The following is a 24,969-nucleotide window of genomic DNA, read 5'->3' as shown; positions in this document are numbered from 1 at the left end:
GTTATCGCCGTACAAGCAAACTGTTCACATAAAATAGGACAGAGGGCAAGCCCTTAGCCTGCTTCAGCAGTTGTCTAGCGATAGTATAAATGTGTGGCTGGCTCCGATTTACCTTGCGATCCGCGAGATAAAACGCGACTAGCCCGTCCACGATCATACGGTGAAATGCAGGATTTGGCAAGCGTTTAACGCTTGCCTTTGCTTGTTCTATGAAAAGCTTCAAGCGTTCAGTCGCTATCCGTTCCGAATCGTAATAGCTCACGAAGTTTAAATCTCCACCCATTTTATCTTCTTCCAGGTCAATTAAATAGTCTAATAAAATATGTAACCCGCACAGCCACGGAAAGTAAGCTTCACTTACCGTTTGAATTTGCTCTTCCCTTACATCTGGATCAGTCGCCAAGCAAAAAAGAGCGAATATCCCGATGGTCGAGCCTGTAACAGCCGCAAATTCTTGCCAGTGCAATTCGTGATAGCGTTCTTTGTACTGATCCCACCACGTCAACAAGTGATCCTCGCGCAAATGGGGAGCAATGTGCTTGTATACTTGTAAATCACTATACAAACAAGAAAACTCGAGTATCTTTGTCTGGATTTTTTCATAGGCTGGCAATTGTGCGACATGCTGTTGACAGGTCTGAACCAGCCCAGCCAAAAAGCCGCCGTCATCCTTATCCTCACGGTACAAATAATAATCTCGCAAGGGCGCGCCTGGTGTCAGTGCATCCTGCATCGACACGTGAAGCTGACGGAAGTCTTGCGGGTCTAGTGACGTGCTGCGATCACACAGATTATCTAAGTAGTCACTGATTGTTTGGTAGGCGACAATCAGCGGAACAATTGTCTCCACATACGGGATGACCTGTGCTGCATAAACACATCCCCCTTGGCAGTGAAACTTTTTGGAATTCATGCTGTCTTGTGCCTGTTTTCTCAGCTCGGGATTGGGAATCGCCTGTGCTCTTTTGTACCAGGCCGCAAACTCTCGCTCCAGAACAGGTTGCACATGACGATAGACTCGGTAAAGTAGCTGCCATGGATTACGTAGTTCGCTCACTTATTTCCCTCCCAAAACAAATGTAAAACGGAGGCGTTCCCAAGCTTTTACTAGCTTAACATCGAAGCCCTCGCTCATGACCAATAGAAATATCTTATCACATTTGGATGCCCACTCCAAAAGTCAGCCCTGAAATACACCAATTCGCCTTTTTGACTCCATATAGAGTACAAAAATAAACTTTTTCGTATTGATACGAGTAGAAGAGATCGTCATTTCCATCTGACTCTCCAGCTCCAGCATGCGTTTTCGCACCTCAGTAAAATCGAAGAACGTTGTCGCGTAGCTCTCGAATTTGGGATTACTGTAATCGGTCAGCCCCAGGGAAGCCAGATGGGTTAATGCCTGATAGATGGCTCTGCGAACTCGCTGCTCAGCGGCCTTTGTTTCCTTTTGGATCAGGACAGTCACTCCCTTTCCCAGCTTGCGGGCAGCAATCGCCCAAAAAATATCGCGTAAAGGTGGGAGATTCACTTCCCCATCCCTTTCCTTCTCCCAGCGATACAGCCACTCCATCATGTCGAGTAAATCTTTGCTGCCTTTTTGGCTAATCATCCCCAGTTCAGTTAAGAGAAACCGTGCGGAAGACAAGATGCCCTTTTCAGGATACGATGCTTCTTTGGTAAGAGCTGCCGTCACGTTCATACTGCCGGACAAGACGGAAAGTGACCGCTGAATACCCTCGATGGATTGCTGCAGCAATATGCGTTCCCGTACCTTTTGCAGAACACTGATGACCTCCAGTCGATTCACCGGTTTGGTCACGTAGTATTCGATCCCTGTCGCATACGCCTCAGCGATCATCTCCTTCGTTTCGATTTGCGAGATCATGACAATTTTGCCTGTAAAACGCCTCAACTGGCGCACTGTTTCAATGCCATCTCGCTTCGGCATCAAAAGATCAATCAACAAGATGTCTACTTGCTTCCAGTTCAAAAAATCGTGGTCAATTTGTGAGCCATCCTCTGCTTCCCCACATACCTCTCCCAAATCAGCATCCTCAATCATTTGACCGAGCATGAATCGAATCCCAGGATCGTCGTCCACGATGAAGTAGCGCATTAGGTCACCCTTTCAGAATCAGAGTTGCGATTGGCAGGCGAATGCAAAATTGTGTGGATTGTCCGCATGAGTCCTCAGCTAAATCAATCATTCCTTGGAGACTGTCTGTCACTTCCTTGACGTATGATAGCCCAATCCCCGTGGAAGGCCTGCCTGATACGTCGTATTTGGTAGTGAATCCAGGCATGAACAAGAGCTCCTTGTCCTTCACCACAATACCTGGCCCATCATCGGTTACAACAAAATGAATCCACTCCTGACTCTCGTCAATCGAAGCAACGATCGATACCATCCCCCGGTCGCGGATGGCTTCGACACTGTTGCCGACCAGATTGTTGATGAGTGAGAGGGTCGTGTAAATGTGGCAAGCGAGATACGGCACCTCCACATTCGTTTCAAACTGAATGTCCTTCTCCAACAGTCTCGCGTACTTTCGTTGGCCCTGAACAATGATCGCTATCAATTCGCCCAGTGGCATATAGTCTCGTTCTTTCTCGTCAGAAATCAGCTTGGAGAGGCCTGCATATATGCGTTGATTGTCCTTTTTCACTTCATGCACTTGTCCGGCAAGGGACAGTAGCCGCTTCGCGTATCGCTTGCCCTTCCCATCCTGGTGTTCCACCTCGTCCATCTCGCGATACAGCTCATAGCAGTTGCGCGTGATATCCTCAACCTGATGCAATGTCTTTTTTAGAAGAACAGATTCCTCGTACAAATTGGAGATGAGCATCAACATCTGCTCGTTTCGATTGCGCTGTTGCTTTTCCATCCATTTCGCCTGACGCAGCTGAATCATATTGAAAAAACTAAGGACAAAAAAACTGCGTATCAATGCAATGACAGCAATCGGCCCTACGACCTCCAGCTGAAAGACTCCCTCCCAGGACACAGCACGAAAGGACAGCTCTACCAAATTGGCTGCTATTTCTGCGCCTGTCCCCAACAATCCCACCAAAAGCGGTCGATGATGTAGTCTATTAACGCGAAAGAGTGAGAAAAGACAAGCAAAGGTAGCGTAATAACAAAATGCGGGGAAGTGCATCTGAAGAGAAGAAAGAAACGAAAAGACATCTTCATACAAGAAATCCAAGACTATTCGAAATAGAACAACAATTAATCCTGTTACTATCCCTGCCAAAAAAGAAGGACGTAGCCACAATAAAAAAAAGAAAAAAGCTGTTGTACCAAAGCTAATGCGAAAATCATCTTGAAACGGGTGAAATTTGAGCTCCCCGGCAATCGGGACAGCAATGAGCATAAGCAGCAGGATCGAAATGGTCTCTCTCATAAAATGTTGCCCGCACTTCCTCATATGAAATTGTTCAAAAAATTGTTAACGTTTATTTCTTAGTTTACTATATTTTTCTATAGAATTTTGTAGTTTTTTATAGACCTCCCCTTACAATGCCAAAGAAAGTTGTATAAACAGAACATTTAGAATAGGGGGAATTATATTGAGTAAGCGTCATTTTCTTCTCTCACTCACACTGCTTCTATCCATGTCTCTCATGTCGGCATGTGGTGGCGGTAACTCTACACAAGGAGGTGCAGGTGCAGGCAGCTCCAGTTCAGGAGGAAGCGCCGATCCCTCCCAACTAATTATTGCAACAGGCGGTACAGGCGGCACTTATTTCCCACTCGGTGGTGGAATGGCTGACCATATCACGAAAAACGCCGGCATCACTGCTACAGCACAAGCCACAGGCGCTTCAGCAGAAAATATTCGCCTCATTCGCGATAAAAAGGCAGACATCGCCTTCACGCAAAACGACATTGCCGAGTATGCGTCAAAGGGAACGAACATGTTCCAGCAAGACGGTAAAATTGATTCCTTCCAAGCATTGGGCGCTCTCTACGATGAGACCATCCAAATCGTCGTCTCTTCTGACAGCAATATTAAAAGCGTTGCCGATTTGAAAAATAAGCGCGTATCCGTAGGTGCTCCGGGAAGCGGCACTGAAGTGAACGCTCAGCAAATTTTAGAAGCATATGGGATGACCTTTGAAGATACCAAGCTCCAGCGCCTCTCGTTTGCTGACTCCGCCAAAGCCATTCAGGACGGTAACTTGGATGCTGCCTTCCAAACTGCAGGTACGCCTACCGCAGCAATCACGGAGTTGGCAGCGACAACTGGCGTAAAAATCATTCCAATTGAGGCGGACAAAATCGATGCAATCATCTCCAAATACCCTTACTACGTGAAAACAACGGTCCCTGCCAATACGTACCAAACCGTTCCGGAAGAAGTGACAACCGTCTCCGTAAAATCAATGCTTTTGATTCGCTCTGATCTCAGTGAAGACCTCGTGTACAAAGTAACAAAGGCGATCTTTGAGAACAGCGACAAGCTCGGTCACGCCAAAGCCAAGGAAATCAAGCTGGAGAATGTGAAGAACGGCGTCAGCATCCCTGTTCACCCGGGTGCCCAAAAGTACTTTGACGAAAAAGGCGTGAAGTAAAGCCAGATGGTTTTTATCCAGGCAGTAACAAAGGGAAGAGGGCGGACGTTGTTCCGCCTTTTCTCCTTCTCTCTTCTCGTCATTGTCATTTATGCGGGTATCTCCACTCCGCTGATTCCCGCACTGGTTATCCGGGATACACGGTCGAATCAAGTAGTTTGGAGTGCCAATATTCATGATGAAGCAGCCTTTGGCATCCGCTGGACTCATTCCATTCATCTCTCCACAATCGAGGAGCAATACCGGATTGTAGACGGTCAAATTATTTTGTCAGAGATGAGCTTTCACGACTACGGTATCGGCATGGAAAATGAATTGGCTCCTGGCGAGGAGCTGATTCTGGCCGATGGACAATTCCACATTCGCAATATGCAGCGCTCTTTTCCTGCCCTACGGCTATTTATCGGGCAAGTACGGGCTAATCATACGTTGCTTTTCGCTGGACAGGACATTCCGTTGAGCTTGATCGACAAGCCGGGAGAAGCCATCACGATTCAGGCAGAAAAGCGATCCATTCTGAGCGAGTTAGGATGTAACTAACAGAAATATAAGCAGAAAGATGACTTAGAACGTCAAGTGGAGAAAGTAAAAGCCTTCATGATTGCGAGAGGTTACTCTTTTGATGTGATTACAGACATCGGCAATGGTATTAACTATGAAAAACGTGGGTTGCTTCAACTCATGGATTTCATCATTCAAGGTAAGGTTGAACGCGTTGTTGTTCTTTACAAGGATAGTTTACCAAGCTTTGGCTTCGAACTCTTTGAGAATCTATGCAATAAATTCAGCGTTGTTGTTGAAATAATAGACAACTCCGAGAAAACAGAAGAACAGGAATTAGTTGAAGACCTTATCCAGATCGTAACGGCATTTAGTTGTAGACTGCAAGGAAAGCGAGCAAACAAAGCAAAGAAAATGATAAAGGAGTTGGGCAAAAAATGATTCTAGCGAAGAAAGTTAGGCTCAAGCCAACTCCTGAACAAGAGCGGCAACTTTGGAAATCTGTCGGTGCTGCTCGTTGGGCTTACAACTGGACGCTTGCAAAGCAAGAAAAAAACTATCGTAACGGTGGAAAGTTCTTGCTAGACGGTGATCTACGTAAGGAGCTGACGCAGCTAAAGCAATCGGAAGAATATTCTTGGTTGTATGAAGTATCGAATAACATTACAAAACAGGCGGTCAAAGACGCTTGCGATGCTTACAAGAAATTCTTCAAGAGGTTAGCAGATAAGCCAAGCTTCAAGAGCAGAAGACGCTCTAAGCCGTCTTTCTACAACGACAACGTGAAGCTGAAAGTTAAGCAGAATCACGCTCTCATTGAAAAGGTTGGATGGGTAACGACATCTGAACAATTGCCTACAGAAGTGAAGTATACGATGGCTCGAATCTCTTTTGATGGGAAGTATTGGTACTTATCTGTAGGTGTTGAACAAGAATTCATTCAGCAAGAGCTGTCCGGCGAGAGCCTTGGAATTGACGTAGGCGTAAAAGACCTTGCGGTATGCTCTAACGGAATGACTTTCAAGAACATTAACAAGACTAAAGTAATTAAGAAAGCAGAGAAACGCTTGCGTAGGTTGCAACGTAAGGTTTCTCGAAAATACGAAATGAATAAGGAGGGAAGCCGTTTCGTCAAAACTTGCAACATTGTAAAGGTCGAGAAACACATTCGTTTGCTTCATCGGAGATTAACGAATATCCGTACCAATCACAGTCACCAAGCTACTAGCGCTATCGTGAAAACCAAGCCTAGCACAGTAGTGATGGAGACATTGAATATCAAAGGCATGATGAGGAACCGCCACCTATCAAAAGCTATCGCACAGCAAAAACTTTACGAGTTTAAGCGACAGTTACAGTACAAGTGCGAGAAATATGGGATTCGCTTCATGGAAGCCGACAAGTGGTATCCTTCATCAAAAACCTGCTCTGATTGCGGTGAGGTCAAGAAAGACTTAAAGCTTTCAGATCGAATATTCAAATGTGTTTGTGGGCTAGTGGTAGATAGAGATGTAAACGCTTCTATTAACCTAGCAAAATTAGCGAGCTAACCCCAATAAGTTACCGCTAATCTGTAGGATTCGTTGTATCCGAATTTACGCCTGTGGAGTGTCCTATCAGATGCGAGTAGCTTCGGCCAAAGCAGACACAGAGAAGCAGGAAGCAAACAAAAGATGTGTAGACTTTTACAATCTTTTGGCAACGGTTACTAGATGAGTACGACAACGAATATGAACCAGCAAGAGATGGATAAGCTGATCGCGCAATACGACAAGGAATCAGCCACACGCCAGCTCGCGGGTCCCATGAAGTGGATCTCTTTTGGTCTACTTGTCCTCTTCTCCCTGTATCAGTTATCCAGCACGCTTTTCTTCACGTTGCCTCCCCAGATTCATCGTCCGATCCACTTGGCTTTCGGACTAGCACTTGTCTATCTGTTATATGCGGGGACATCCAAAGGCAACCATAACAAAATCGGAATCGTGAACATGATTCTCGCCCTGTTAGGTGTCTTCGTATCACTGTATTGGGTCATTGACTACGAAGGACTCGTGACCCGAACAGGTAACTATACGACGATGGATATGGTAGTCGGAGGTATTGCCACTGTGCTCGTCCTAGAGGCTGCACGACGAGTCGTCGGAATCCCAATCGCTCTAATCGCCACTATTTTTCTTTTATACACCTACTTCGGACCTTACATGCCGGGCTTTTTGGAGCATCGCGGCAGTGATGTCGAGCGGATTATCGGGCACAGCTATTACACACTTGAGGGTATTCTCGGTACTCCGCTCGCTGTTTCCTCTACCTTTATCTTTTTGTTTGTGCTGTTTGGCGCCTTTCTCGAAAAAACAGGGGTCGGTGATTATTTTAACGATTTGTCGCTGGTCATTGCAGGTAGACGAATCGGTGGTCCTGCGAAGGTGGCCGTTTTTTCCAGCGCCCTGCAAGGGACGATTAGCGGCAGCTCTGTTGCCAATGTAGTTACCTCCGGTGCTTTTACCATTCCGATGATGAAACGGCTCGGCTATCGTTCCGAATTTGCCGCGGCGGTGGAGGCCTCGTCCTCTACTGGTGGACAAATTATGCCGCCTGTCATGGGGGCTGCTGCCTTTTTGATGGCGGAGTTCATCGGCGTTCCTTACTTGGAAATCGCCAAATCTGCGATTCTTCCTGCGATTTTATTTTTCGTGGGCATCTGGATTATGACTCATTTCGAAGCAAAACGACTCGGGTTGCGCGGACTCTCGAAGGAAGAATTGCCGAACAAAAAAGAAGTTTTGAAAAAAATGTACTTGCTCCTCCCCATCGTGATCATTATTACAGCCTTGATGATGAACATATCAGCCGAGCGCTCCGCGATTATCGGCATCGTCTCCACCATTATCGTGGGCGCCTTCCGCAAAGAAACCCGCATGTCTATTGCTGATATTTTAGAAGCACTTGCCTCAGGTGCCAGAATGGCTCTCGGTGTCGTGGCCGCAACTGCGTGTGCCGGAATCATCGTCGGTACGATTACGTTGACTGGGATCGGATTGAAGCTGGCAAACGGTTTGATTGACCTGGCTGGCGGTCAGCTTTTCCTTACGCTGTTCTTCACGATGATCGCATCGCTTATCTTGGGCATGGGAACTCCTACGACGGCGAACTACATTATTACTTCTACCATCGCTGCCCCGGCACTCATTCAATTGGGGGTACCAGATATCGCTGCGCACATGTTTACGTTCTACTTCGGAATCGTTGCAGACATCACGCCACCGGTTGCGCTTGCTGCCTTCGCCGCATCAGGCATTGCCAAATCAAAACCAATCCGGACAGGAATAGAATCAACACGGCTATCAATCGCGGCTTTTATGGCTCCCTATATTTTCGTCATCTCACCAGCCTTGCTGCTGATTAATACCACCTTGCTGGAATCGTTTTGGGTCATGCTTACTTCAACGCTTGGGATGATCGGAGTGGGAGCAGGGTTAATCGGCTTCTGGATGTCCAAACTAAACGTTTTGGAGCGTATCCTCGCGGTTGCAGGTGGTGTTCTTGCGGTCATCCCTGGAATCGAAACGGATATCGCTGGTTTTATTTTGCTGGGGCTCGTTTTTTCCTTGTCGTATTACAAAGCACGTAAGCAGAAACAATCTGTACAAACGACGATGTAAGAAAACAAGCAAAAACCCTCCCAAGCATTCGTTTCCTGTTACCAGGAAGCTCTCTTGCCTAGGAGGGTTATCTTCGTTTATTCTTCTTGTCCGTCTCGAATGATTTTGGTCCAGCCGTCTACTTGCTCCACACGGCGTTCCTTCATCAGCTTGCCGAGTGCCCGCTTGAAGCTGGACTTACTCATTTGGAATTTTTCTCGGATGACATCCGCTTCTGTCGAATCGGTATAAGGCATCGCCCCGTCACGATTGATCAAATAGCGCAGCAGCTTGTCCGCATCTTCGCCATACTGTACTTCCTTGCGCTCTTTCATAGAACCGTTCAGACGGCCATCCTCACGTACAAAGCTGATGCGGCAGCGCACAGTTTGTCCGAGGCGCAGACGCCCTACCATTTCATCACGATGAATGAAAAGGATATGCTCGTCCTCCGTCAACAAGAATGCACCTGCTTGAATCACGTTGTAGACCGTACCCTCGACAGACTTGTTTTTCATACTCTGATCTGCCATTGCTGCGATCTTGACGATTTCGTTTTCAGTGACCGGCTTTGCCAAGAGTCTACCGAGCTTGTCTTGTTTCAGCGCTACTAGCATTTGATCCTTGGGACGCGGCCATTCATCGCTATGCTTAGGCAGGTCATCGATGAACAAGAGCAGATCCTTGTTAATGCCGTTGTCCAGGAATACACCCATGCGCGGAGAAATGTCCACTACTTCCAGCCAGCCGTATTCACCCATGCCGACATGAGGCATGTCCATGGTCGCAGCCAGTCGGTTCTCGTGATCATGGTACAAAAACACTTCGACCTCATCATCGATATGTAAACGTTCGTGCGCTTCATTGGCATGAAGAAACACTTCATCTTTGCCATCGCTCAAAAAATAGCCGATTTCCGTTTTTCGCGCTACCGTCATGGTAAGCGTCATACCTGCCGCCAAATTGCCGTTCTGAATGATTTGGGGCTCACGCTTTTCACGCATTTGTTTTTTGTACATATGTATTTTTTCCTCGCTCTCTACCATTGTGCACACTAACTATACCCATCCCCCGCAAGAAAATACCACAACTTTTTTCTAACAAAATAACGATGCGCAACGAAATAGGAAAGTCTTCCTTTCACCGACATACATATGACAGTAAGACTGGCTTGGCCCTACCTTTTCAAGACTGGAGTGACTCTTGCCTATGCTGTTGTTGCTTGAACATATTTTTCTCGGCATTGTACAAGGCTTGACTGAATTTTTACCGATATCAAGCACGGGTCATCTCGTCCTGTTTCGCAAAATGTTTGGTATGCAGGAGGTCGGACTTTTATTTGACACGATGCTTCATTTCGGTACGCTGATCGCTGTCGTTATCGTCTTTTGGCCACAGGTTCGTTATATCATCATGAATCCAATGAGCAAGCTGACAAAACTATTGGTCGTAGGTACGATCCCTACAGCAGTGATTGGACTCGCCTTTGAAGATTATTTTGAAGAAATCTCGCAGACAGGCATTACAATCGGGTGGGAATTTCTTGCGACAGGCGCAATCCTCTGGGCCGTGGAGTCCATGCGCCGTGGAAATCGGAGATTCGAAGAAATCAACTACACGGACGCCCTCATCATCGGGACACTGCAAGGTGCTGCGATCCTGCCTGCTATTTCCCGCTCAGGACTGACGATTGCTGGCGCTCTCATGCGCGGAATAGACCGTGCTGATGCTGCGCGCTTTTCGTTTTTAATATCCTTGCCCGCAATTCTTGGTGCTTGTGTCTTGCAAACAGCCAAGCTCGTAGAAACACCGCTTGAAACAGCTTTATTGATCCCGATGCTCGTGGGCACTATGTTTGCCGGGCTAGCTGGATATGTAGCCATTCGCTGGATGCTTACAATCATCAGTACAGGCTCGATGAAGGGCTTCGCCATCTACGTCTGGGTATTGGGTGGGTTAATTTTACTCATGCAACTCTTGGGTTGGTAATGCGAAAAAAGCCGGCTGCTTGCTCGCCGGCTTTCATCTGCTTTCTTCCTTGTCTGGATAACGGCTGGCAATTAATTTACCTACTAATAAAATAATGCCGTAGAACGCTGTTGCCAAAAGCGAGGTAGCTAGCCATGTCACCGTCCCCAGCACCAGATAGAGCGCGGCATGAGCTACAAAGATACCTACCAGCCACACCATAATGTTCATTCGATTAAAAAACGTCATCAAGCTACGCAATTGCCTCGCACCTCCACCATTCCATTTACTACTGTTATAGCCGATGAAACGGTGTTTTATCCCCTTACCGCTCTCCAAGATCAGGATGAGGCACAATAACCGCAAAGCCTGCTCGCTCCAAAATTTCTGCCAGTACTGAAAGAGGCGTGTCGGCAACCTCTCTGTACATTTTCGGCGTATACAGATGGATCGCATCAGGAAAATCTTCACTTAGATGCGTTCGCAATTTTTTCCCGCTGTCATCTTCATCGGTAAATAGGTATACCTCATCTGCATCTTCCGTTTGGACAAGCAACTTCTCCCCTTTTTCCAAGCTGTAGGAACCGTATGTACAAAGAATGGTGACAGGCTCAGCCAGCACCCGAAGCAAGCGTTCTTTGTCTGTCTTTCCCTCCACGATCATGACACACCCTGCCATCCGCTCCCCACCTTCTTGACGCACCATTTTTATTTAGTATACCTCAACTGCCATCTAGGAAAATGAGGATGACTACTCCCCTTCGAAACAAGACATCTTAAGGAAGCATCCATTATCGAACAGGGGGTCATACCATGTCCAAATTCAAAAGCGCCAAAAACCTGAATCAAAAAGGCTTGGCTGTTACAGGGCTTACAAGCAGCACAGTTGCGGATGATACGCATACCGAAAACAACCAAGGATCATCCCAGCAGCACCAACAAAATAATCAGGACATGCGCAACCAACAGTAAGCAACCGATTGTCATCTTTACTTTCCCTCTTCGCCTTGCTACGCTATGGTCAAATTCATTTTATCGCAGTCAGCAGGACGGAGAGGGTTAGATGGATTCGCTTTCATCTTTATGGAAGAATGGCTCGTTTCTCAAGCTATGGCTAGCACAATTGATGGCCAACATTGGAGATCAGTGCTACAGCTTTGCCTTACTCTGGTATTTGCTTCAAGCAACGAAATCAGGGACGGTGCTCAGTCTCCTCGCCATTCCGGAGATGGTTGCTGGCCTGCTGTTTTTCCTCATTAGTGGCGTACTTGCGGACCGATACAGTCCACGCCTACTTATGGTTGTGGCTGTCCTCTCACGAATTGCCGTGGTGATCGTCGTTGGCTTCCTTACAGTGATGGGAATCGAGCAGTTTTCGTATTTTCTTATAGCCCAATTTGGGTTAGGATTGTTCTCCAGTCTGTTCCAACCAGCCCGGACTGTGGCGATCAAATCAGTAGTTCCCGTGGATCAGCTAGGACAGGCAAACGCCATTTTGGATACTACCATGCGAACAGTTCGAATTATTGCGCCAATGACAATCGGGCTTGTCGCCTCTTTCTTGCCACTTTCCACCTTGTTTTTTATCAACGCAGGCAGTTATCTCATCTCGGTATTCTTTCTTCAAGCACTTCGCCTCTCTATGACCGATCATTTCCCTGTCAAAATGACACCTCGCCAGTACATCCGTGATATTACCTCAGGGGTACAAGAATTGAAGCGAAATCGAACATTGCTGTTGGTCCTACTCTTTGGCAACATGGGCTTTCTCATTTGGCAGGTCACGTATACGGTGGGCTACCCCTTTTTAGCCGAACGCATTCAACAAGGCAACGGAAGTATATTAGCCATCCTGTTTGGTTTTTATGGAATCGGAAATTTGCTGGGGAGTCTGTACATGACCCGGACGAATTCTACTCGCTATTTGTTTCTTATTTTAACCGGGTGGTCTTTTCAGGCATGCGGGTCCTTTTTACTCATGATGGGAGGAAGTGCTTCCTGGACTGCTTTCCTCGGAGCTGCCGTCTCAGGAATAGGGGGACCGCTCATCGGCATTCCTACCGTGACTGCGATTCAAATGAAAGCATCCAGCAACAGTACAGGCAAGATATTCGCAATCAATTTGCTTGTGCTCACCTTCTTTTCGACGTTGTCCAGCAGCCTCGGTGCAATCTGGCTGGGCAAATGGCCCATCGAGCAGCTTTTCCTCGTCAGCGGACTATTCCTCGCTGCAATGAGCTTCGCAGGCTTCCTAATTGAAAAACGAGCATCAACGGAACAACACCAATCCTCCTCCGCTTAAGACGGACGGATTGGTGTTTTCTCATTATTTGCAAAAAAACAATTGCAACCGGTATTTTCATGTCATATAATCTGACATAAATAAATTCGTGTCAGGTTATATGACACAGAGAAGAGGTGGATGGATGGAACCTACTGTCGCAAGTCTCTCGTCTGCCATTGACGCCACATGGGTCATGGTCTCGGCCATTCTGGTCATTCTCATGCAGGTTGGATTTGCCCTACTGGAAGCTGGTTCTACTCGCATGAAAAACGCTGGTCACGTCGCAGGCAAAACTGTCCTTACCTTCGGCATCTGCTCGATTGCCTTTTGGGCGTTTGGCTTTGGTCTGACGTTTGGAAACGGCAACTCTTTCATCGGACTTTCCGGATTCTTTTTTGACGGCATGCAAAAAGACACTTTCTCCACTTTTTCCGCTACAACTGTTCCTATCTCGATTCTCTTCCTCTTTCAGCTCGCTTTTGCAGCCGTTTCACTCGCGATCGCTTGGGGCGGTTTTGCTGAACGTGCCAAGCTATCCATTTATTTTATTTTCAGCGTACTCTTTACTGTCCTCATTTATCCTGTCGTCGGTCACTGGGTATGGGGCGGCGGTTGGTTGGCACAGCTCGGAATGCAAGACTTCGCTGGTTCTACGGTCGTCCATCTCCAAGGTGCCATCGTCGCACTGGTCGCCACTATCCTTTTGAAGCCTCGCATCGGAAAATACAATCGCGACGGCAGCTCCAACCTGATTCCTGGTCACAACCAGGTCTACTCTGTCTTAGGTGTCCTGTTTCTTTGGATCGGCTGGTTCGGCTTTAACGCTGGCTCCACACTCGGCAGTACATCTGGATTTTTCGGCTATATCGCCGTTACTACCAATCTCGCTACCGCCGCGGGCGCTGTCGCCGCTCTTGCTATCTCCTGGATCGTCATGGGAAAAGCAGATATCCCAAGCATGCTCAACGGCGTACTCGCAGCTCTCGTCGCAATTACAGCATCCTGTGCCTTCGTCGATCCGTGGGCAGCTGTCGTGATCGGCGCAGTGTCAGGTATTCTCACATTCTATACATCCATCTGGTTTGACCGCATGGGGATTGATGATCCTGTCTTCGCTTTTTCCGTGCATGGGGTGGCTGGTATTTGGGGCACATTGTCCACAGGTTTATTCGCTACCCCGGAGCTGGCCGAAAAGGTCGGCGTAGGTGGTCCTGGGCTGTTTTATGGCGGTGGCCTGCATCAGTTAGGGGTTCAGGCGTTGGGCTTGGCTGGCTCCGCGCTCTACGTTTTCGTAGTAGCCTTCATCGTTTTGTATGTGTTAAAAGTAACCATTGGCCTGCGAGTCACTGAAGAGGAAGAGGTGGTTGGTCTTGACCTTAGCGAACACGGGGGATACGGCTATCCCGAACTACTCCAGCCTGAACGCGTACGACCGGCTGCATCTACCCAAAGCAGCACCTCTCACTCTCTCACCTGAACAAGTGGAAAAAATACGGAATGTTGACTCCTTTGGTGAGCTGGCCTTATTGCGTCGAGAATTGTTGGACCTTTCTCCGTTGCGCCCATTGAATCGCGCAGGGGAATTGGCCCCCTTTTCCATCGTCGTCAATCTGATTCACGACAATCTTATCCGACAAGGGGTGCTCCTCGCAGTGAATGACCTTGCCAAAAGGGGCTGGGGCACCCCTCCCGTCCCCTTTGCCTTTTTGCAATTCGGCAGTGGCGGCAGATCAGAGCAAGCACTCATCAGCGATCAGGATAACGGCCTCATCTATCAACTGCCAAATCATCTGAGTGAACAGGAAACAGAAAAGATACATGGCTACTTTCAGTTGTTGGGGGCGACGATCGTTGCTGGTTTGGAGGTAGCCGGCTATCCTCCCTGCCAAGGGAATGTCACTTGCCTCTCCCCAAAATGGCGAGGCAGCACCGAACAATGGCTGGACCAAATAGACAGATGGGTCTCTCACCCCATCTGGGAGAACGCCCGTTATTTACTGCTCGCAAGTGATGTGCGTGTCTTATGGGGCGAATCGGCCATTTTTACTCCCGTCCATGACCGCTTCCGTCAACTGCTTGCAGGGAATGTCTTCTTGCTGAATCGACTGGTGAGCAATACGTTGCATTATCGGGTGCCGCTCGGAATCTTCGGTAGAGTTTTACCTGAGGTCCATGGACGCTTCTGCGGCGCCATCAATGTGAAGTACGGTATTTATTTGCCACTGGTGAATTGCGTACGGCATTTCGCCTTGGCACATGGCATCTTTGCCAGCTCTACCTTGGAACGATTGGATCTACTCGGTGAAAAAGGAGTCTGGAGCAAAAGCTTTTGTGACGAGGTAGCCGCATACTTCCGGCAAATTCAAGGTCTGCGACTGATCGCTCCCCTCCATTGGGAAGATGGGCAATACACGAGCAATAGCTATATCAAACTAGGAGAGCTTTCTCCTGACACCCAAGTGATGGTACGACAGTCGATGAAGCTGGCGATCCGCCTGCAAAAAATGACAGAAAAGCTCCCGTCCGTTTTTGGGGGATAGGAGGAGATCACGTGGCAAAATGGGACTTATTCGGTCGCATTTGGCATATGAGCCGGGCTATACCAGGTATAGCAGACGACAAACAACACATCGCTTATTTGCGCTCCATTTCCAAAACGAATAAACCAGTCGATTCCAGTGCCGATATTCCTCTACACGATCTGGAGGTTGTCGTCGTCGATCTGGAAACGACCGGTTTTTATCCCGATCACGGAGACGCGATTATATCGATGGGAGCAGTCGCCATGAGAGGAGAGCACCTCCTCCTCGGCGATTCTTTTTATACGCTGGTCAATCCCGGCCGGGCGATTCCTCCACACATCCGCTCTCTCACCGGGATTACCGATGCTATGGTTGCCGATGCCCCTCCGCTATTAGAGGCTTTGTCCCGTTTTTTTCAATTCGTTGGAGATCGTCCGCTCGTTGCCCATCACTCTCGCCATGAGCGTGAATTTTTACGATCTGGACTTTGGAAAACCAGTCGGCGTCCGTTTACCCATCGCATGCTGGATACGATGCTGCTCATTCGATTGTTGAGTAATCCGATTGGCAACGGCTCGCTGGACGCCCTCTGTGCGGCACACGACATCCCGATCTCACGCAGGCATCACGCTTACTGTGACGCTGTTGCCGCTGGTACGCTCTGGGCGAAGTATTTGGTGAAAGCACAATCCCAAGGCTTTACAAACCTGCGGCAGGTTTACGAGGCCGTACGCTAGAATTAGTTCGAATCGTTTAATAAGTCCTACCAACCAATATGGGGAGAGAATATCATGCTACAGATCAGAGACGCAGTTCTGAGTGACCTGCCCGCTATGCTCGCTATTTACAACTACGCGGTGGAAAATCTGGTTGCGACATTTGACTTGGAGCCACAGACCTTAGCCCAGCGCGAAGTGTGGTTTCACAAGCACGGTGGCAGACATCCGATTATCGTCGCCGAATACGAAGGGAATGTGATCGGATATTGCAGTCTGTCTGTTTTCCGTGAGAAGCCCGCCTATCAAAAATCAACGGAACTGTCTATTTATATCGCCCCTGATCAAAGTGGGAAAGGTGTCGGGACTACCTTGATGAGTGCGATTCTGGAGCGTGCCAGACAACTCGAATACCACACGATCGTGAGCGGAATCGTAGGTGGCAATGACGCCAGCGTGAAGCTGCACGAGAAGTTCGGGTTTACATTGGCAGGGAGGTTTCAAGAGGTGGGGTTTAAATTCGGAGAATGGCACGATGTTCATTTTTATCAATGGATGGTCAAGTAACAACATACGAAAAGCCGACACCCCTTTCCACAAGGAAGTGTCGGCTTATTTGTTTTGTAAGAAGCGAATCCCTAAAAGTGGCACATCTTAAGCTAGGGTCTAATCCCTTAGCCCTTATGATATTAGTGTAACCGACGGATGATTATAAAGGAACGCTGGGAATACTCCAATTCAAGGTAATCGCTACAGCCCCTCGCCCCGAAAACACGGCCAAGCAGAAAAACGAGTACTTTAAGACAACAACTTCTTCTGTACATGAATCCATCTTAAAGCTGACCACTGAATCAGACCGCACACTGAGTACCACCTAACTGCGTGTTGTTCTGATCAGTGAAACGCTTGCCCGGAAAGCCGGAATATTTACCTTGATCAAAATCCTCTACCGCGACCCTTCCGTCGGTGATACCGTTCTTGTCGCAACCGTTAAAGGAAAAGTATCAGACTTGCTTCAACCCGATAAGTTTCAGCCAAAAAGTGAGATCAATAAGTACTTGAACAATTTGCTTCACCCAGATGCGATTCCGTATTCTTGCCATTTACCACCATTCATGACCTAATGTTCAGTTTAACGGAGGATGTCGCTGATCCGATCATGCCTTATCTCGAGAAAGTCGAAGATAAAATCAAGATCTCTCACGTAGCCATTTTAAAAAAGACAAAATGATTGATTTGATTTCGCCTCAAGAAGGAATCATTCTATCCACTATGCGCCACAACACCAAGCAAACCAATATGAAACTGAACATCCTCGAAGAAGGGGAACAGAAACCTACGAGTATTGTCCTTAACTTCATCCGTTCCAAAAAAAGTCATATCGAATGGAGGTCTGTCTCAACCCCAATTGCACGTAAAACTGTTTGTGAAAGTCTCCGTACTTGAATACACAGGCCATAATAATAAACCTACTAATGAAGGGGAGCATACCATTATCTCAACAACCTTTGTAAAAAAAACAAACGTTCTCCTTACATCAAAGTGAAGGAGAACGTCAGAAATTACAATACGAGTCTGCTATAGGTTCCTAGTAAATCATTTAAAGGCGAATTACTGGTGATTATTTTTCAGTTAAACCGCTACTTTTTAATTCGAAAAGCACTTGACACCTCATATAACTCATTAGACATCACAGATAAACTTTCTGCTGCTGCACTGATTTCCTGTATGGAATGTCGTTGCTGTTCAGTACCCTGTGACACGCCCTGGAGGCGCTGAAGTGAACTATTGGCTACAGAGACGATTTCACCCATTGATGCAGATACCTCTTGGGTGCCAGCTGAGATTTCCTCGGAAGCTGCCGAAACCTCTTGGATCTGATCATTTACATCCTGGATCGATTTTAAGATCGCATCAAAAATTCTACCCACTTGTTGTACTTGCTCTACACCGATGCCAACCTCCGCCAATCCTTTGTTCAACGTTTGAGAAGCTGACTGTGTGGCTCCCAAGATCTCTTTAATGATTTTGGTAATATTGATTGTGGCTACGCTCGTTTGATCTGCAAGCTTTTTCACTTGATCAGCTACAACAGAGAATCCCCTTCCGTGCTCACCAGCCCTAGCAGCCTCTATAGAAGCATTCAATGCAAGTAAGTTGGTTTGATTGGCAATTTCTGAAATTAACTGAGCAATATTCTGGATTTCATGAGACTTTTCTACTAAGGAATGTACGACGATCGCCGATTCTTCTACTGTATTCTTCGCATTATTCATTTGTTGAATTGATTTTTTCGTATTGTTGTTTCCCTGATTCACATCAGCTACTACAACTTGTGTAAACTCAGATACAATTGACGATGAATGTGCAATTCGTTGAACCCCGACCGCCATCTCCTCCATCGCCAGTGACGTTTGCTCTGAGCTTTCAAATGTTGCTCTGGAGCTTTGCACAACCACTCCGGTAGCTTGAGCGATATGATCGGCAGTTTCTGATGATTGTCCAGAGATCGCAGTTAATTCTTCGGCAGAAGAAGCCAAATGTTCTATAGAAGTAAATAGTCGCTGAATGATCTCCGAGACGTTCTCCATCATCTGGTTAATGCTCCGTTTCAGCATTCCGATCTCATCTTTATTTGATTCGTCTAATCGTCCAGTGAGGTCTCCTGTAGCGACCTTTTGCATAAATATACTGATCATCAAAATCGGCTTAATCATCTGATGAGCAAGTAAATAAGCAATCGCTCCGACAACAATCACAGAAATGGCTATGATCAAAATAGATGAATTTCGCATTTGATTAACTTGAGCAAACACTTCTGACGCAGGGGCGGTTACAACGAGTGACCAATTGGTTCGATCAATTTTACTGTAAGCTACCATTGTATCCTCATTTGCATGAGTGTACTCAAGCGTTCCCCGATCTGACAGTGTGCTAGGATCTTGAAAGTTAGTTCCCATTTCTGGAATGGCTTCAGACACTTTTTTACCGACCAGCTGCTCGTCTCTATGTACCAGGATTTTACCGGATGGACCTACCAGATACCCATATCCACTAGACGCAAAATTAATTTTTCCTACAATATTCAGAATTTCCTCTGGTTTGAGTACAGCTTGAACAATTCCTCGAAATTCCCCTTGTTCATTAACTAGAGGTTTATCGATAATAATAATTTTTTCTCCAGTCTGGGCACCTATTAAAATTTCTGAAACACCAAGAGTTTTTTCCTCTTTCGCACGTTTGAAATTAGTGAATTGTGAGGCATCAAAGCTCCCACCATTGGTACTAACTGCTTTTCCTTCAGAATTGATAAAAGCGAAATGCTCAACGTCTTTATCAATTTGTCCCAACAATTGTAGTGTTGGGATTATTACTTTAGGATCTTCTTGCAAAAATTCCGAATGTTGTTTTACAACGTTCTCGAGTGCATCTATTTTTTTGCCAAACCAGACATTGATGGTTTGAGCATTAAGACGCGCACTTTGTAACTGATTATCTTTTGCCTCTGTTTCAAATCCGGACAATGATTGGGAACTAAGGATGAAGGTTGCGCACAGCAAAGGGATTAAAGCTAACGCTAGGGAAAACAAAATGATTTTAGTCTTAATGGAGGTAAATCGCGTGTTAGCATTGTTAATCATTTTGTATCCTCCCAGAAAAGTAAGTAAATTTGCTTATACTTTTCCCGCTCCCTCGGTTCTCCAAACTTCTAGTTTTCAATTTATATTCAAATATTACTTCATTAGTTACATTTGTTATTTTCGTTAAAGATAGCGATAGGTAAGGATGCCCCTCAGAACGACCCGTTAAATTCTACTTTTCCCTCACTCCACACCTTACGTGCCACTTTCGAGGCATACGGCGTTCCATTTAATCTTTACTCGTAAGATCGCCTCACTTTTCTCTGAACGATTGAATTGTCCCAGATTTTCTTGAGCAGTTCTTTGACATGTATCCGTTTATGACGGATTTGATGCGCGCTGGCAAATAGACTGCCGACTTAATCGATAGCCTGAGAAACTAAAGGTTTTTAACTTTTTTATAATCTGTTTTAAACAAACATATGCAATTTGGACTAGTGTATCCTAAAAATAAAGTCTTAGACTGGTAGCTATTTTTTAAGAAAACCCGGAGCGAAATTCAGGCCCTTTTCCGTTAGAGGATATCTAAGATTTTGTACTCATAGCTATGCAACCATTAATAATACTCAGGATACATAGGATTTCCACAAAATTCACAACCAAATTGAGGGGAAACAGATGGATCACCATCATCCATTCCATCAAAGTCACGAACTATTGTATTCAGAGTAAAAACATAGCATGTGGTTTAACTAACTGGCTGGAAAATGTAATGCTAGGCATTATCTGTATACCGTGGCACAACTGTGTTCAATCGTTCAATACCGCCAGATCAAGCTGACCTATACGCTCAGGATCGGAGATCGAGTCGACTTCGCTAATCTTTTCATGACTCATAGTAAATTTATTTTCTTTATGCATTACAATTTCTGCAAGCTGTTCAGCTGTCATAATGTTCAACATGATTTGTTCCTCCTATAGATTTTAATTATCAATTTTACGAATACCGGCATGGGTATATTACTAAACAAAAAAATAATGAATACCTTACTTATCATACCCTACTAGGTATATCATTTCGGAAAGCCAGTTCTGTCAATGCCTCTTGTTTAGAGATATAGTGAAATGGTTTTTTGCAAGGAGTCCAAAGACTGAACACCGAGTTCTTCCCCATCTTTCAAAAACTCTCATATAAATCGCCATCCAATCATAGGCTACTCATTTGATCCCGCATTACCCTATCATCTTGGATACGACTGCGGTGCGAGTCGTTGTTGATCCTTTTTTACAGGAGGTACATACGGTTCAACAGTCACTGGAATACCAAGTCTCTGTTTGTGTTCGTCCAACGTCGGAGTATCAGGATATATGTTGTCTAGAGTAATTTTGAATGGTTCTTCGACTTTTCCCCTATACGGATTATATTGGAGCGGCATATTGAACGACCCACCGCCGTAGCTGCTCGTCGTTGTATAGGTCGTCTCTTCATAATGTATCCTAGTTGGCTCAACTGTAAAGGACATCTGAACGTCTGGACCATCCGATTGTCTCGATGGTTTGGAAGGCTTTTTGACCGTTTTCTTTGGTTGCTTTTTTGATGCCGTCTGTACGGCCTTTGTCGATGACTGCTTTTTCGCTTCTGTGCCAGGCTTGCTTGCTACCAACTCTGATGGGGTTTACTGAACTACTGGTTGTTCAACCGGATAGGCCGATACATTGGTTGGCCTCGTCCCTTGATTGGCTAAATCCATAACCGGAGTCGAAACTGACAAAAGCGAAGCCGAAGTCGTTTGCGTTGCTTTTGGGACGCTATTCGTGTTTTTCTGATCGGCTTTTACTTCCTTAATCAATGTTGGCCACAGGTATGCATTGAAACCTAGCAACGCTACCATAAGCGTGATTCCTGCTACTTTTTCATTATCACATTCTCCGTTGCCTGTTAGATTTGAAGTGTAAAAAGTACGAGAACTATAGAACTATAATAAGGAAATTATACCTTTTCTATATCTTTTTGAAAATTTGCACTAAAGTAGGTATACTTGGCCAGGGAATCAAAAACAGGAGGTAGCCCTGCTGTGCAATGGCTGTCATGGGATCTGAATCTAAAGACCAGATTGATCGGCGAGACGCTTTTCAACTTATTATTTTGGATGTACTTCCCCTTTCTTACCCTCCACTTTAGTGATACCTTTGGCAAAAATGTTGCCGGGTTACTCATGACAGTGCCACCGATTATGAGTATGATCGGCAATCTTTTTGGCGGCTATTTGGCTGATCGATTTGGTCGTCGATATGTCATGGTGTCAGGAGCGTTTTTACAGGCAGGCATGTTTGTCCTGTTTGCCTTCTCCCTCTCTTCTTGGATTGATTATCTTGCGTTTATTGGAATCGGGCTTGGCAAAGCGGTATACAGCCCGGCGAGTTCTGCGATGGTCGCTGATCTCACCTCAGACAAAGACAGACGCAGAGTCTTCGCTACCTTCGTTACAGCCATGAACATTGGCGCCGTATTGGGACCCGCTCTGGGGGCCATCTTTTTCTTTCAATACCGCAGCGTGCTGCTGTGGACTTGTGCGCTTGTCACTTTTTTGTATTCGATTGCGATCTGGATCAATGTGCGAGAGACACTGCCACAGTCCGTAAAAAGCTCTGTCGCCTCTATCCATTTCCCTTCCGTTATGAAGGAGCAATGGCAGAGCTACACCGTCATTCTACGCGACAAAGCTTTTGCTATCTATATTTTCGCAGGCATGCTGATTACAATCGCAATCGTGCAGCTCGATTTATTTTTGGCGGTCTATGTAAAAGAATTCGTCCCAGCGCAGACGCTGCTCTCGTGGAATGCCTGGTCATTCTCGCTTAGCAGTACGGAGATTTTCGGATGGATGCTGGGTATAAGCGGACTTTTGTTTGTTCTGTGCGCCCTGCCTGTTACCAAATGGTTTGAGAACTGGAGCGACCGGAATATCTTCCTCTTGTCCTCCTTGCTATTTGGCATGGGCATGTTTTTAGTGGGATTCACGACGAATGCATGGCTGTTGTTCGGATGCGTGGTCATTTTTACAGTAGGGGAAGTGATGCGAACTCCGGTCGAGCAGAGCTTCGTCAGCAAATACGCACCACAACATGCACGAGGACAGTACATGGGTGCCGCTAACCTGCAGTACTCGCTCGGCCGCTTCCTCGCTCCCGTGACCGTCATTCTTTCGGAGTGGGTCATGCCGATTGGCGTTTTTGGCTTTATCTTGTTCTGCTCTCTGTTGAGTGCCGTTCTTTATGTGAAGCTATTCCAAATCGTTCAGAAACGCGAGTCCTCTCCTTACAGCTAAACTACAACAGAAAACGAAAAGTGGTTGCGCAGCGATAACCTCCTGCCAACCACTTTTTCATTTTCAGCATTATAATTTTTTCGGAGCTTCTAATTTCACGGGGTCAACCATTACTTTTATTTGTGTTGACGTTCCTTCGATCGTTACTTTCACATCGGAAACAACCATTTCTTTTGGCGTTTTTGCAACGTTGGTAACCGCAATGAACTGATCCAGCTCCGGAGTCCAGGTAATTCCAGTAGCTTGGATCATCGCCTTCACTGTATGAACGTCAGGAACCCCTTCATACATGATTCCGTCTATTGTTTTTTGATCACCGCTCAGCATAACGCTTACCCATATCGCTTTTTCGTTTGCCGCATTTTCTTGTTTTGGATAATAAAAGCGGTAGTAATTCGTTTGCTTGTCTAGCTCAAGCTGAAAAGGCAGGGTATGAATTCCTTTCACAGCTAAATCTTCTTTGATTTTGTTGTAATGACTCAGGTACGTGTCTGTTGTCATCTGTTTAAATGAGGAAGCAGAATGAGAGATGCTGTTTTCAATTGCAGTCGTTTGGTTAGACATTCCGAGCATGGCAAGACCCGCGACTAAAGCTAGTACTAAGACGGAGACTACGTATTTTTTCATAATGGGTTCCCTTCTGCCGAAGCCGCATTGATTTCTTTAGCCCCTGTCATCTCCAACAAGGCTTCATAAGAGACGGGTAAAAGCGATTCTGCTATACCAGCAGCCGTATAAACCACCGGGAATCGCTTCAAGGAGCGATCCACAAAAACAGGCACCTCTTCCTGCAATGCAAATGGACAAACAGCTCCAACGCGGAAGCCTGTCATTTTTTCTACCTCTTCCGGCGAAGCCATCTTCGGCTTTCCTTGTCCAAAAGCTGCCTTCACTTGCTTGGGATGGACACGTACATCGCCTGCTGCCACAAACAAGGCGAACTGCTCATCTACCCGAAACAAGATCGACTTTGCGATTTGGCCGATCTCGACACCCAATGCCTGTGCAGCCACTTCGGACGTAGGCAACGGCTGTTCAAACAAAATCGGCTCGATGCTCGAGTCATAGCGTTGTACGTAGCTGCGAACCTTTTCCAAAGGGCTTGCGATCATTCCCCGTCACTCCCCATCTCCACTAAAAAAACGTCATCGCCTTGCGACACACTGCCTGTCGTGACGACCGAAGCATAAACGCCGAAGTGATTGTTGTGACGCTTGACGCATGCCTTCAATACGGCAGGAGTCATCGCCAGGGTATCCGGATCGATATTGACATATACACAGCGCTCGCAGTGCTTGTTGACTTGCAAGGTCACATCATTGATTTTGATCTGTTTGCCCAGCCATTTGTCTTCCGCGAACGGCTCATCATCCTCCAGGACAACGACCAAATTCCCCCGAAAGCGTCGTGGATCTACCTGTTCTGCGTCAATCTGCCGCGCGATCTCTCTAAGAGATGCATCCGTGACCAGCAGTATGTGGTCTTCCCAGTTCACACCGCCTTCTTGCGGCCTACTAATCATAGGCGTAATGGAGCGCTTCGCCGTCTCTGCGACATGAGCAAATAAAGCATCATCCCACGTATGTACACTGCCATCTCGGGCTTCAATCCGAATCGGCGGGTATGCTTCTTTTCCTGTCCCTTCGCTCATGCTGGCATGATACCCGATAAGAGCGGGCACAACATCCGCACTAAGATACTTACCTTGACGGGCATTATCCAAAAAATAATAGGCACGGTCTCCATACAAGCCAAATTCATCGACCCTACTTGATGATAGCTCTTCCCCTCGCATTCCTTTGACAGGATGACGGAAAATGGTCTGCAGTGTTCCTACTTTTTTCATTTGGTT

Annotated in this window: 26 protein-coding genes and 1 pseudogene; 14 read left to right on the top strand and 13 right to left on the bottom strand. The window is 46.5% G+C overall.

The window, feature by feature from the left end; all coding sequences use genetic code 11:
• Position 1 precedes the first annotated feature (1 nt).
• The 3 genes from ACM6JA_RS28110 to ACM6JA_RS28100 form a co-directional block, all read right to left on the bottom strand.
• Positions 2-1,057, bottom strand: a complete 1,056-nt coding sequence (locus ACM6JA_RS28110; protein ID WP_414855048.1) for a tetraprenyl-beta-curcumene synthase family protein — start codon at positions 1,055-1,057, stop codon at positions 2-4.
• Positions 1,058-1,180: 123 nt separating this feature from the next.
• Complete coding sequence (locus ACM6JA_RS28105; RefSeq protein WP_414855047.1) at positions 1,181-2,119, bottom strand: response regulator; 939 nt, start codon at positions 2,117-2,119, stop codon at positions 1,181-1,183.
• Positions 2,120-2,123: 4 nt separating this feature from the next.
• A complete protein-coding gene (locus tag ACM6JA_RS28100) occupies positions 2,124-3,407 on the bottom strand; it encodes an ATP-binding protein (RefSeq protein ID WP_414855046.1) in 1,284 nt (427 codons plus the stop codon).
• Between the two features lie 166 nt (positions 3,408-3,573).
• On the opposite strand from ACM6JA_RS28100, the gene ACM6JA_RS28095 reads away from it, so the two are divergent.
• The 5 genes and pseudogenes from ACM6JA_RS28095 (at position 3,574) to ACM6JA_RS28075 (ending at position 8,738) form a co-directional block, all read left to right on the top strand.
• Complete coding sequence (locus ACM6JA_RS28095; RefSeq protein ID WP_414855045.1) at positions 3,574-4,578, top strand: TAXI family TRAP transporter solute-binding subunit; 1,005 nt, start codon at positions 3,574-3,576, stop codon at positions 4,576-4,578.
• Between the two features lie 6 nt (positions 4,579-4,584).
• Positions 4,585-5,118: a DUF1850 domain-containing protein gene (locus ACM6JA_RS28090; RefSeq protein ID WP_414855044.1), complete on the top strand. Its 534-nt coding sequence runs from the start codon at positions 4,585-4,587 to the stop codon at positions 5,116-5,118.
• 6 nt (positions 5,119-5,124) lie between these two features.
• A pseudogene (locus tag ACM6JA_RS28085) lies at positions 5,125-5,539 on the top strand (IS607 family transposase); the annotation flags it as partial.
• Positions 5,517-6,629, top strand: a complete 1,113-nt coding sequence (locus ACM6JA_RS28080) for an RNA-guided endonuclease InsQ/TnpB family protein (protein ID WP_414855043.1) — start codon at positions 5,517-5,519, stop codon at positions 6,627-6,629. The pseudogene ACM6JA_RS28085 and the gene ACM6JA_RS28080, both read left to right, overlap by 23 nt.
• A 162-nt stretch (positions 6,630-6,791) precedes the next feature.
• Positions 6,792-8,738, top strand: a complete 1,947-nt coding sequence (locus tag ACM6JA_RS28075) for a TRAP transporter permease (protein WP_414855042.1) — start codon at positions 6,792-6,794, stop codon at positions 8,736-8,738.
• Positions 8,739-8,815: 77 nt separating this feature from the next.
• Here the strand turns inward: ACM6JA_RS28075 and ACM6JA_RS28070 are convergent, their stop codons facing one another.
• On the bottom strand, positions 8,816-9,736 hold the full coding sequence (locus ACM6JA_RS28070) for a S1 RNA-binding domain-containing protein (RefSeq protein WP_414855041.1): 921 nt from the start codon (positions 9,734-9,736) through the stop codon (positions 8,816-8,818).
• A 190-nt stretch (positions 9,737-9,926) separates the two neighbouring features.
• Between ACM6JA_RS28070 and ACM6JA_RS28065 the strand changes: the two genes are divergently transcribed.
• Positions 9,927-10,706 (top strand): undecaprenyl-diphosphate phosphatase, encoded by a 780-nt coding sequence (locus ACM6JA_RS28065; protein ID WP_414855040.1) that lies wholly within the window; start codon positions 9,927-9,929, stop codon positions 10,704-10,706.
• A gap of 33 nt (positions 10,707-10,739) precedes the next feature.
• Here the strand turns inward: ACM6JA_RS28065 and ACM6JA_RS28060 are convergent, their stop codons facing one another.
• Positions 10,740-10,946, bottom strand: coding sequence for a hypothetical protein (locus ACM6JA_RS28060; RefSeq protein ID WP_414855039.1), 207 nt, complete (start codon positions 10,944-10,946; stop codon positions 10,740-10,742).
• Positions 10,947-11,010: 64 nt separating this feature from the next.
• On the bottom strand, positions 11,011-11,364 hold the full coding sequence (locus tag ACM6JA_RS28055; protein WP_414855038.1) for a toprim domain-containing protein: 354 nt from the start codon (positions 11,362-11,364) through the stop codon (positions 11,011-11,013).
• Between the two features lie 134 nt (positions 11,365-11,498).
• On the opposite strand from ACM6JA_RS28055, the gene ACM6JA_RS28050 reads away from it, so the two are divergent.
• The 7 genes from ACM6JA_RS28050 to ACM6JA_RS28020 all read left to right on the top strand — a co-directional run bounded on the left by ACM6JA_RS28050 (position 11,499) and on the right by ACM6JA_RS28020 (position 17,331).
• Entirely contained in the window at positions 11,499-11,657 is a 159-nt protein-coding gene (locus ACM6JA_RS28050) for a hypothetical protein (RefSeq protein WP_414855037.1), read from the top strand.
• Between the two features lie 91 nt (positions 11,658-11,748).
• Entirely contained in the window at positions 11,749-12,987 is a 1,239-nt protein-coding gene (locus tag ACM6JA_RS28045) for an MFS transporter (protein WP_414855036.1), read from the top strand.
• 124 nt (positions 12,988-13,111) lie between these two features.
• Entirely contained in the window at positions 13,112-14,446 is a 1,335-nt protein-coding gene (locus tag ACM6JA_RS28040) for an ammonium transporter (RefSeq protein ID WP_414855035.1), read from the top strand.
• Positions 14,447-14,495: 49 nt separating this feature from the next.
• On the top strand, positions 14,496-15,509 hold the full coding sequence (locus ACM6JA_RS28035; RefSeq protein ID WP_414855166.1) for a DUF294 nucleotidyltransferase-like domain-containing protein: 1,014 nt from the start codon (positions 14,496-14,498) through the stop codon (positions 15,507-15,509).
• An 11-nt stretch (positions 15,510-15,520) separates the two neighbouring features.
• Entirely contained in the window at positions 15,521-16,228 is a 708-nt protein-coding gene (locus ACM6JA_RS28030) for a 3'-5' exonuclease (protein ID WP_414855034.1), read from the top strand.
• A 54-nt stretch (positions 16,229-16,282) separates the two neighbouring features.
• Positions 16,283-16,774, top strand: a complete 492-nt coding sequence (locus ACM6JA_RS28025) for a GNAT family N-acetyltransferase (protein ID WP_012684636.1) — start codon at positions 16,283-16,285, stop codon at positions 16,772-16,774.
• Positions 16,775-17,139: 365 nt separating this feature from the next.
• Complete coding sequence (locus ACM6JA_RS28020) at positions 17,140-17,331, top strand: hypothetical protein (protein WP_414855033.1); 192 nt, start codon at positions 17,140-17,142, stop codon at positions 17,329-17,331.
• Positions 17,332-17,847: 516 nt separating this feature from the next.
• On the opposite strand, the gene ACM6JA_RS28015 is transcribed toward ACM6JA_RS28020, so the two are convergent.
• The 4 genes from ACM6JA_RS28015 to ACM6JA_RS28000 all read right to left on the bottom strand — a co-directional run bounded on the left by ACM6JA_RS28015 (position 17,848) and on the right by ACM6JA_RS28000 (position 21,680).
• Positions 17,848-19,848, bottom strand: a complete 2,001-nt coding sequence (locus ACM6JA_RS28015) for a methyl-accepting chemotaxis protein (protein ID WP_414855031.1) — start codon at positions 19,846-19,848, stop codon at positions 17,848-17,850.
• A 750-nt stretch (positions 19,849-20,598) separates the two neighbouring features.
• A complete protein-coding gene (locus ACM6JA_RS28010; RefSeq protein WP_414855030.1) occupies positions 20,599-20,751 on the bottom strand; it encodes a hypothetical protein in 153 nt (50 codons plus the stop codon).
• 278 nt (positions 20,752-21,029) lie between these two features.
• A complete protein-coding gene (locus ACM6JA_RS28005) occupies positions 21,030-21,452 on the bottom strand; it encodes a hypothetical protein (RefSeq protein ID WP_414855029.1) in 423 nt (140 codons plus the stop codon).
• Positions 21,453-21,464: 12 nt separating this feature from the next.
• Positions 21,465-21,680, bottom strand: a complete 216-nt coding sequence (locus ACM6JA_RS28000; RefSeq protein WP_414855028.1) for a hypothetical protein — start codon at positions 21,678-21,680, stop codon at positions 21,465-21,467.
• 183 nt (positions 21,681-21,863) lie between these two features.
• Here ACM6JA_RS28000 and ACM6JA_RS27995 point away from each other — a divergent pair, with 183 nt between their 5' ends.
• A complete protein-coding gene (locus tag ACM6JA_RS27995) occupies positions 21,864-23,117 on the top strand; it encodes an MDR family MFS transporter (protein WP_414855027.1) in 1,254 nt (417 codons plus the stop codon).
• Between the two features lie 69 nt (positions 23,118-23,186).
• Here the strand turns inward: ACM6JA_RS27995 and ACM6JA_RS27990 are convergent, their stop codons facing one another.
• Genes ACM6JA_RS27990 through ACM6JA_RS27980 form a run of 3 tightly spaced genes read right to left on the bottom strand, consistent with a single transcriptional unit; the run spans position 23,187 to position 24,963 of the window.
• Positions 23,187-23,744 (bottom strand): hypothetical protein, encoded by a 558-nt coding sequence (locus ACM6JA_RS27990; RefSeq protein ID WP_414855026.1) that lies wholly within the window; start codon positions 23,742-23,744, stop codon positions 23,187-23,189.
• Positions 23,741-24,229 (bottom strand): YbaK/EbsC family protein, encoded by a 489-nt coding sequence (locus ACM6JA_RS27985; RefSeq protein WP_414855025.1) that lies wholly within the window; start codon positions 24,227-24,229, stop codon positions 23,741-23,743. Before ACM6JA_RS27985 ends, ACM6JA_RS27990 begins: the two co-directional genes overlap by 4 nt.
• On the bottom strand, positions 24,226-24,963 hold the full coding sequence (locus tag ACM6JA_RS27980) for an MOSC domain-containing protein (protein WP_414855024.1): 738 nt from the start codon (positions 24,961-24,963) through the stop codon (positions 24,226-24,228). Before ACM6JA_RS27980 ends, ACM6JA_RS27985 begins: the two co-directional genes overlap by 4 nt.
• Positions 24,964-24,969: the final 6 nt, after the last annotated feature.

Source organism: Brevibacillus sp. IT-7CA2, from assembly GCF_949767855.1.
In the GTDB taxonomy this organism is placed as follows: Bacteria; Bacillota; Bacilli; order Brevibacillales; family Brevibacillaceae; genus Brevibacillus.
Note: the sequence above shows the minus strand (reverse complement) of the source record. Positions and strands in the feature narration are given on the sequence as shown.

Excerpts from the sequence above, each read along its gene's own strand:
- ACM6JA_RS28100 (WP_414855046.1), bottom strand. The coding sequence starts at position 3,407 with ATGAGAGAGACCATTTCGATCCTGCTGCTTATGCTCATTGCTGTCCCG.
- ACM6JA_RS27990 (WP_414855026.1), bottom strand. The coding sequence starts at position 23,744 with ATGAAAAAATACGTAGTCTCCGTCTTAGTACTAGCTTTAGTCGCGGGT.
- ACM6JA_RS28080 (WP_414855043.1), top strand. The coding sequence starts at position 5,517 with ATGATTCTAGCGAAGAAAGTTAGGCTCAAGCCAACTCCTGAACAAGAG.
- ACM6JA_RS28050 (WP_414855037.1), top strand. The coding sequence starts at position 11,499 with ATGTCCAAATTCAAAAGCGCCAAAAACCTGAATCAAAAAGGCTTGGCT.
- ACM6JA_RS28070 (WP_414855041.1), bottom strand. The coding sequence starts at position 9,736 with ATGTACAAAAAACAAATGCGTGAAAAGCGTGAGCCCCAAATCATTCAG.
- ACM6JA_RS28065 (WP_414855040.1), top strand. The coding sequence starts at position 9,927 with ATGCTGTTGTTGCTTGAACATATTTTTCTCGGCATTGTACAAGGCTTG.
- ACM6JA_RS28000 (WP_414855028.1), bottom strand. The coding sequence starts at position 21,680 with ATGGTAGCGTTGCTAGGTTTCAATGCATACCTGTGGCCAACATTGATT.
- ACM6JA_RS28045 (WP_414855036.1), top strand. The coding sequence starts at position 11,749 with ATGGATTCGCTTTCATCTTTATGGAAGAATGGCTCGTTTCTCAAGCTA.
- ACM6JA_RS28015 (WP_414855031.1), bottom strand. The coding sequence starts at position 19,848 with ATGATTAACAATGCTAACACGCGATTTACCTCCATTAAGACTAAAATC.
- ACM6JA_RS28105 (WP_414855047.1), bottom strand. The coding sequence starts at position 2,119 with ATGCGCTACTTCATCGTGGACGACGATCCTGGGATTCGATTCATGCTC.
- ACM6JA_RS28075 (WP_414855042.1), top strand. The coding sequence starts at position 6,792 with ATGAGTACGACAACGAATATGAACCAGCAAGAGATGGATAAGCTGATC.
- ACM6JA_RS28025 (WP_012684636.1), top strand. The coding sequence starts at position 16,283 with ATGCTACAGATCAGAGACGCAGTTCTGAGTGACCTGCCCGCTATGCTC.
- ACM6JA_RS28010 (WP_414855030.1), bottom strand. The coding sequence starts at position 20,751 with ATGTTGAACATTATGACAGCTGAACAGCTTGCAGAAATTGTAATGCAT.
- ACM6JA_RS28090 (WP_414855044.1), top strand. The coding sequence starts at position 4,585 with ATGGTTTTTATCCAGGCAGTAACAAAGGGAAGAGGGCGGACGTTGTTC.
- ACM6JA_RS28040 (WP_414855035.1), top strand. The coding sequence starts at position 13,112 with ATGGAACCTACTGTCGCAAGTCTCTCGTCTGCCATTGACGCCACATGG.
- ACM6JA_RS27980 (WP_414855024.1), bottom strand. The coding sequence starts at position 24,963 with ATGAAAAAAGTAGGAACACTGCAGACCATTTTCCGTCATCCTGTCAAA.
- ACM6JA_RS27985 (WP_414855025.1), bottom strand. The coding sequence starts at position 24,229 with ATGATCGCAAGCCCTTTGGAAAAGGTTCGCAGCTACGTACAACGCTAT.
- ACM6JA_RS28055 (WP_414855038.1), bottom strand. The coding sequence starts at position 11,364 with ATGGCAGGGTGTGTCATGATCGTGGAGGGAAAGACAGACAAAGAACGC.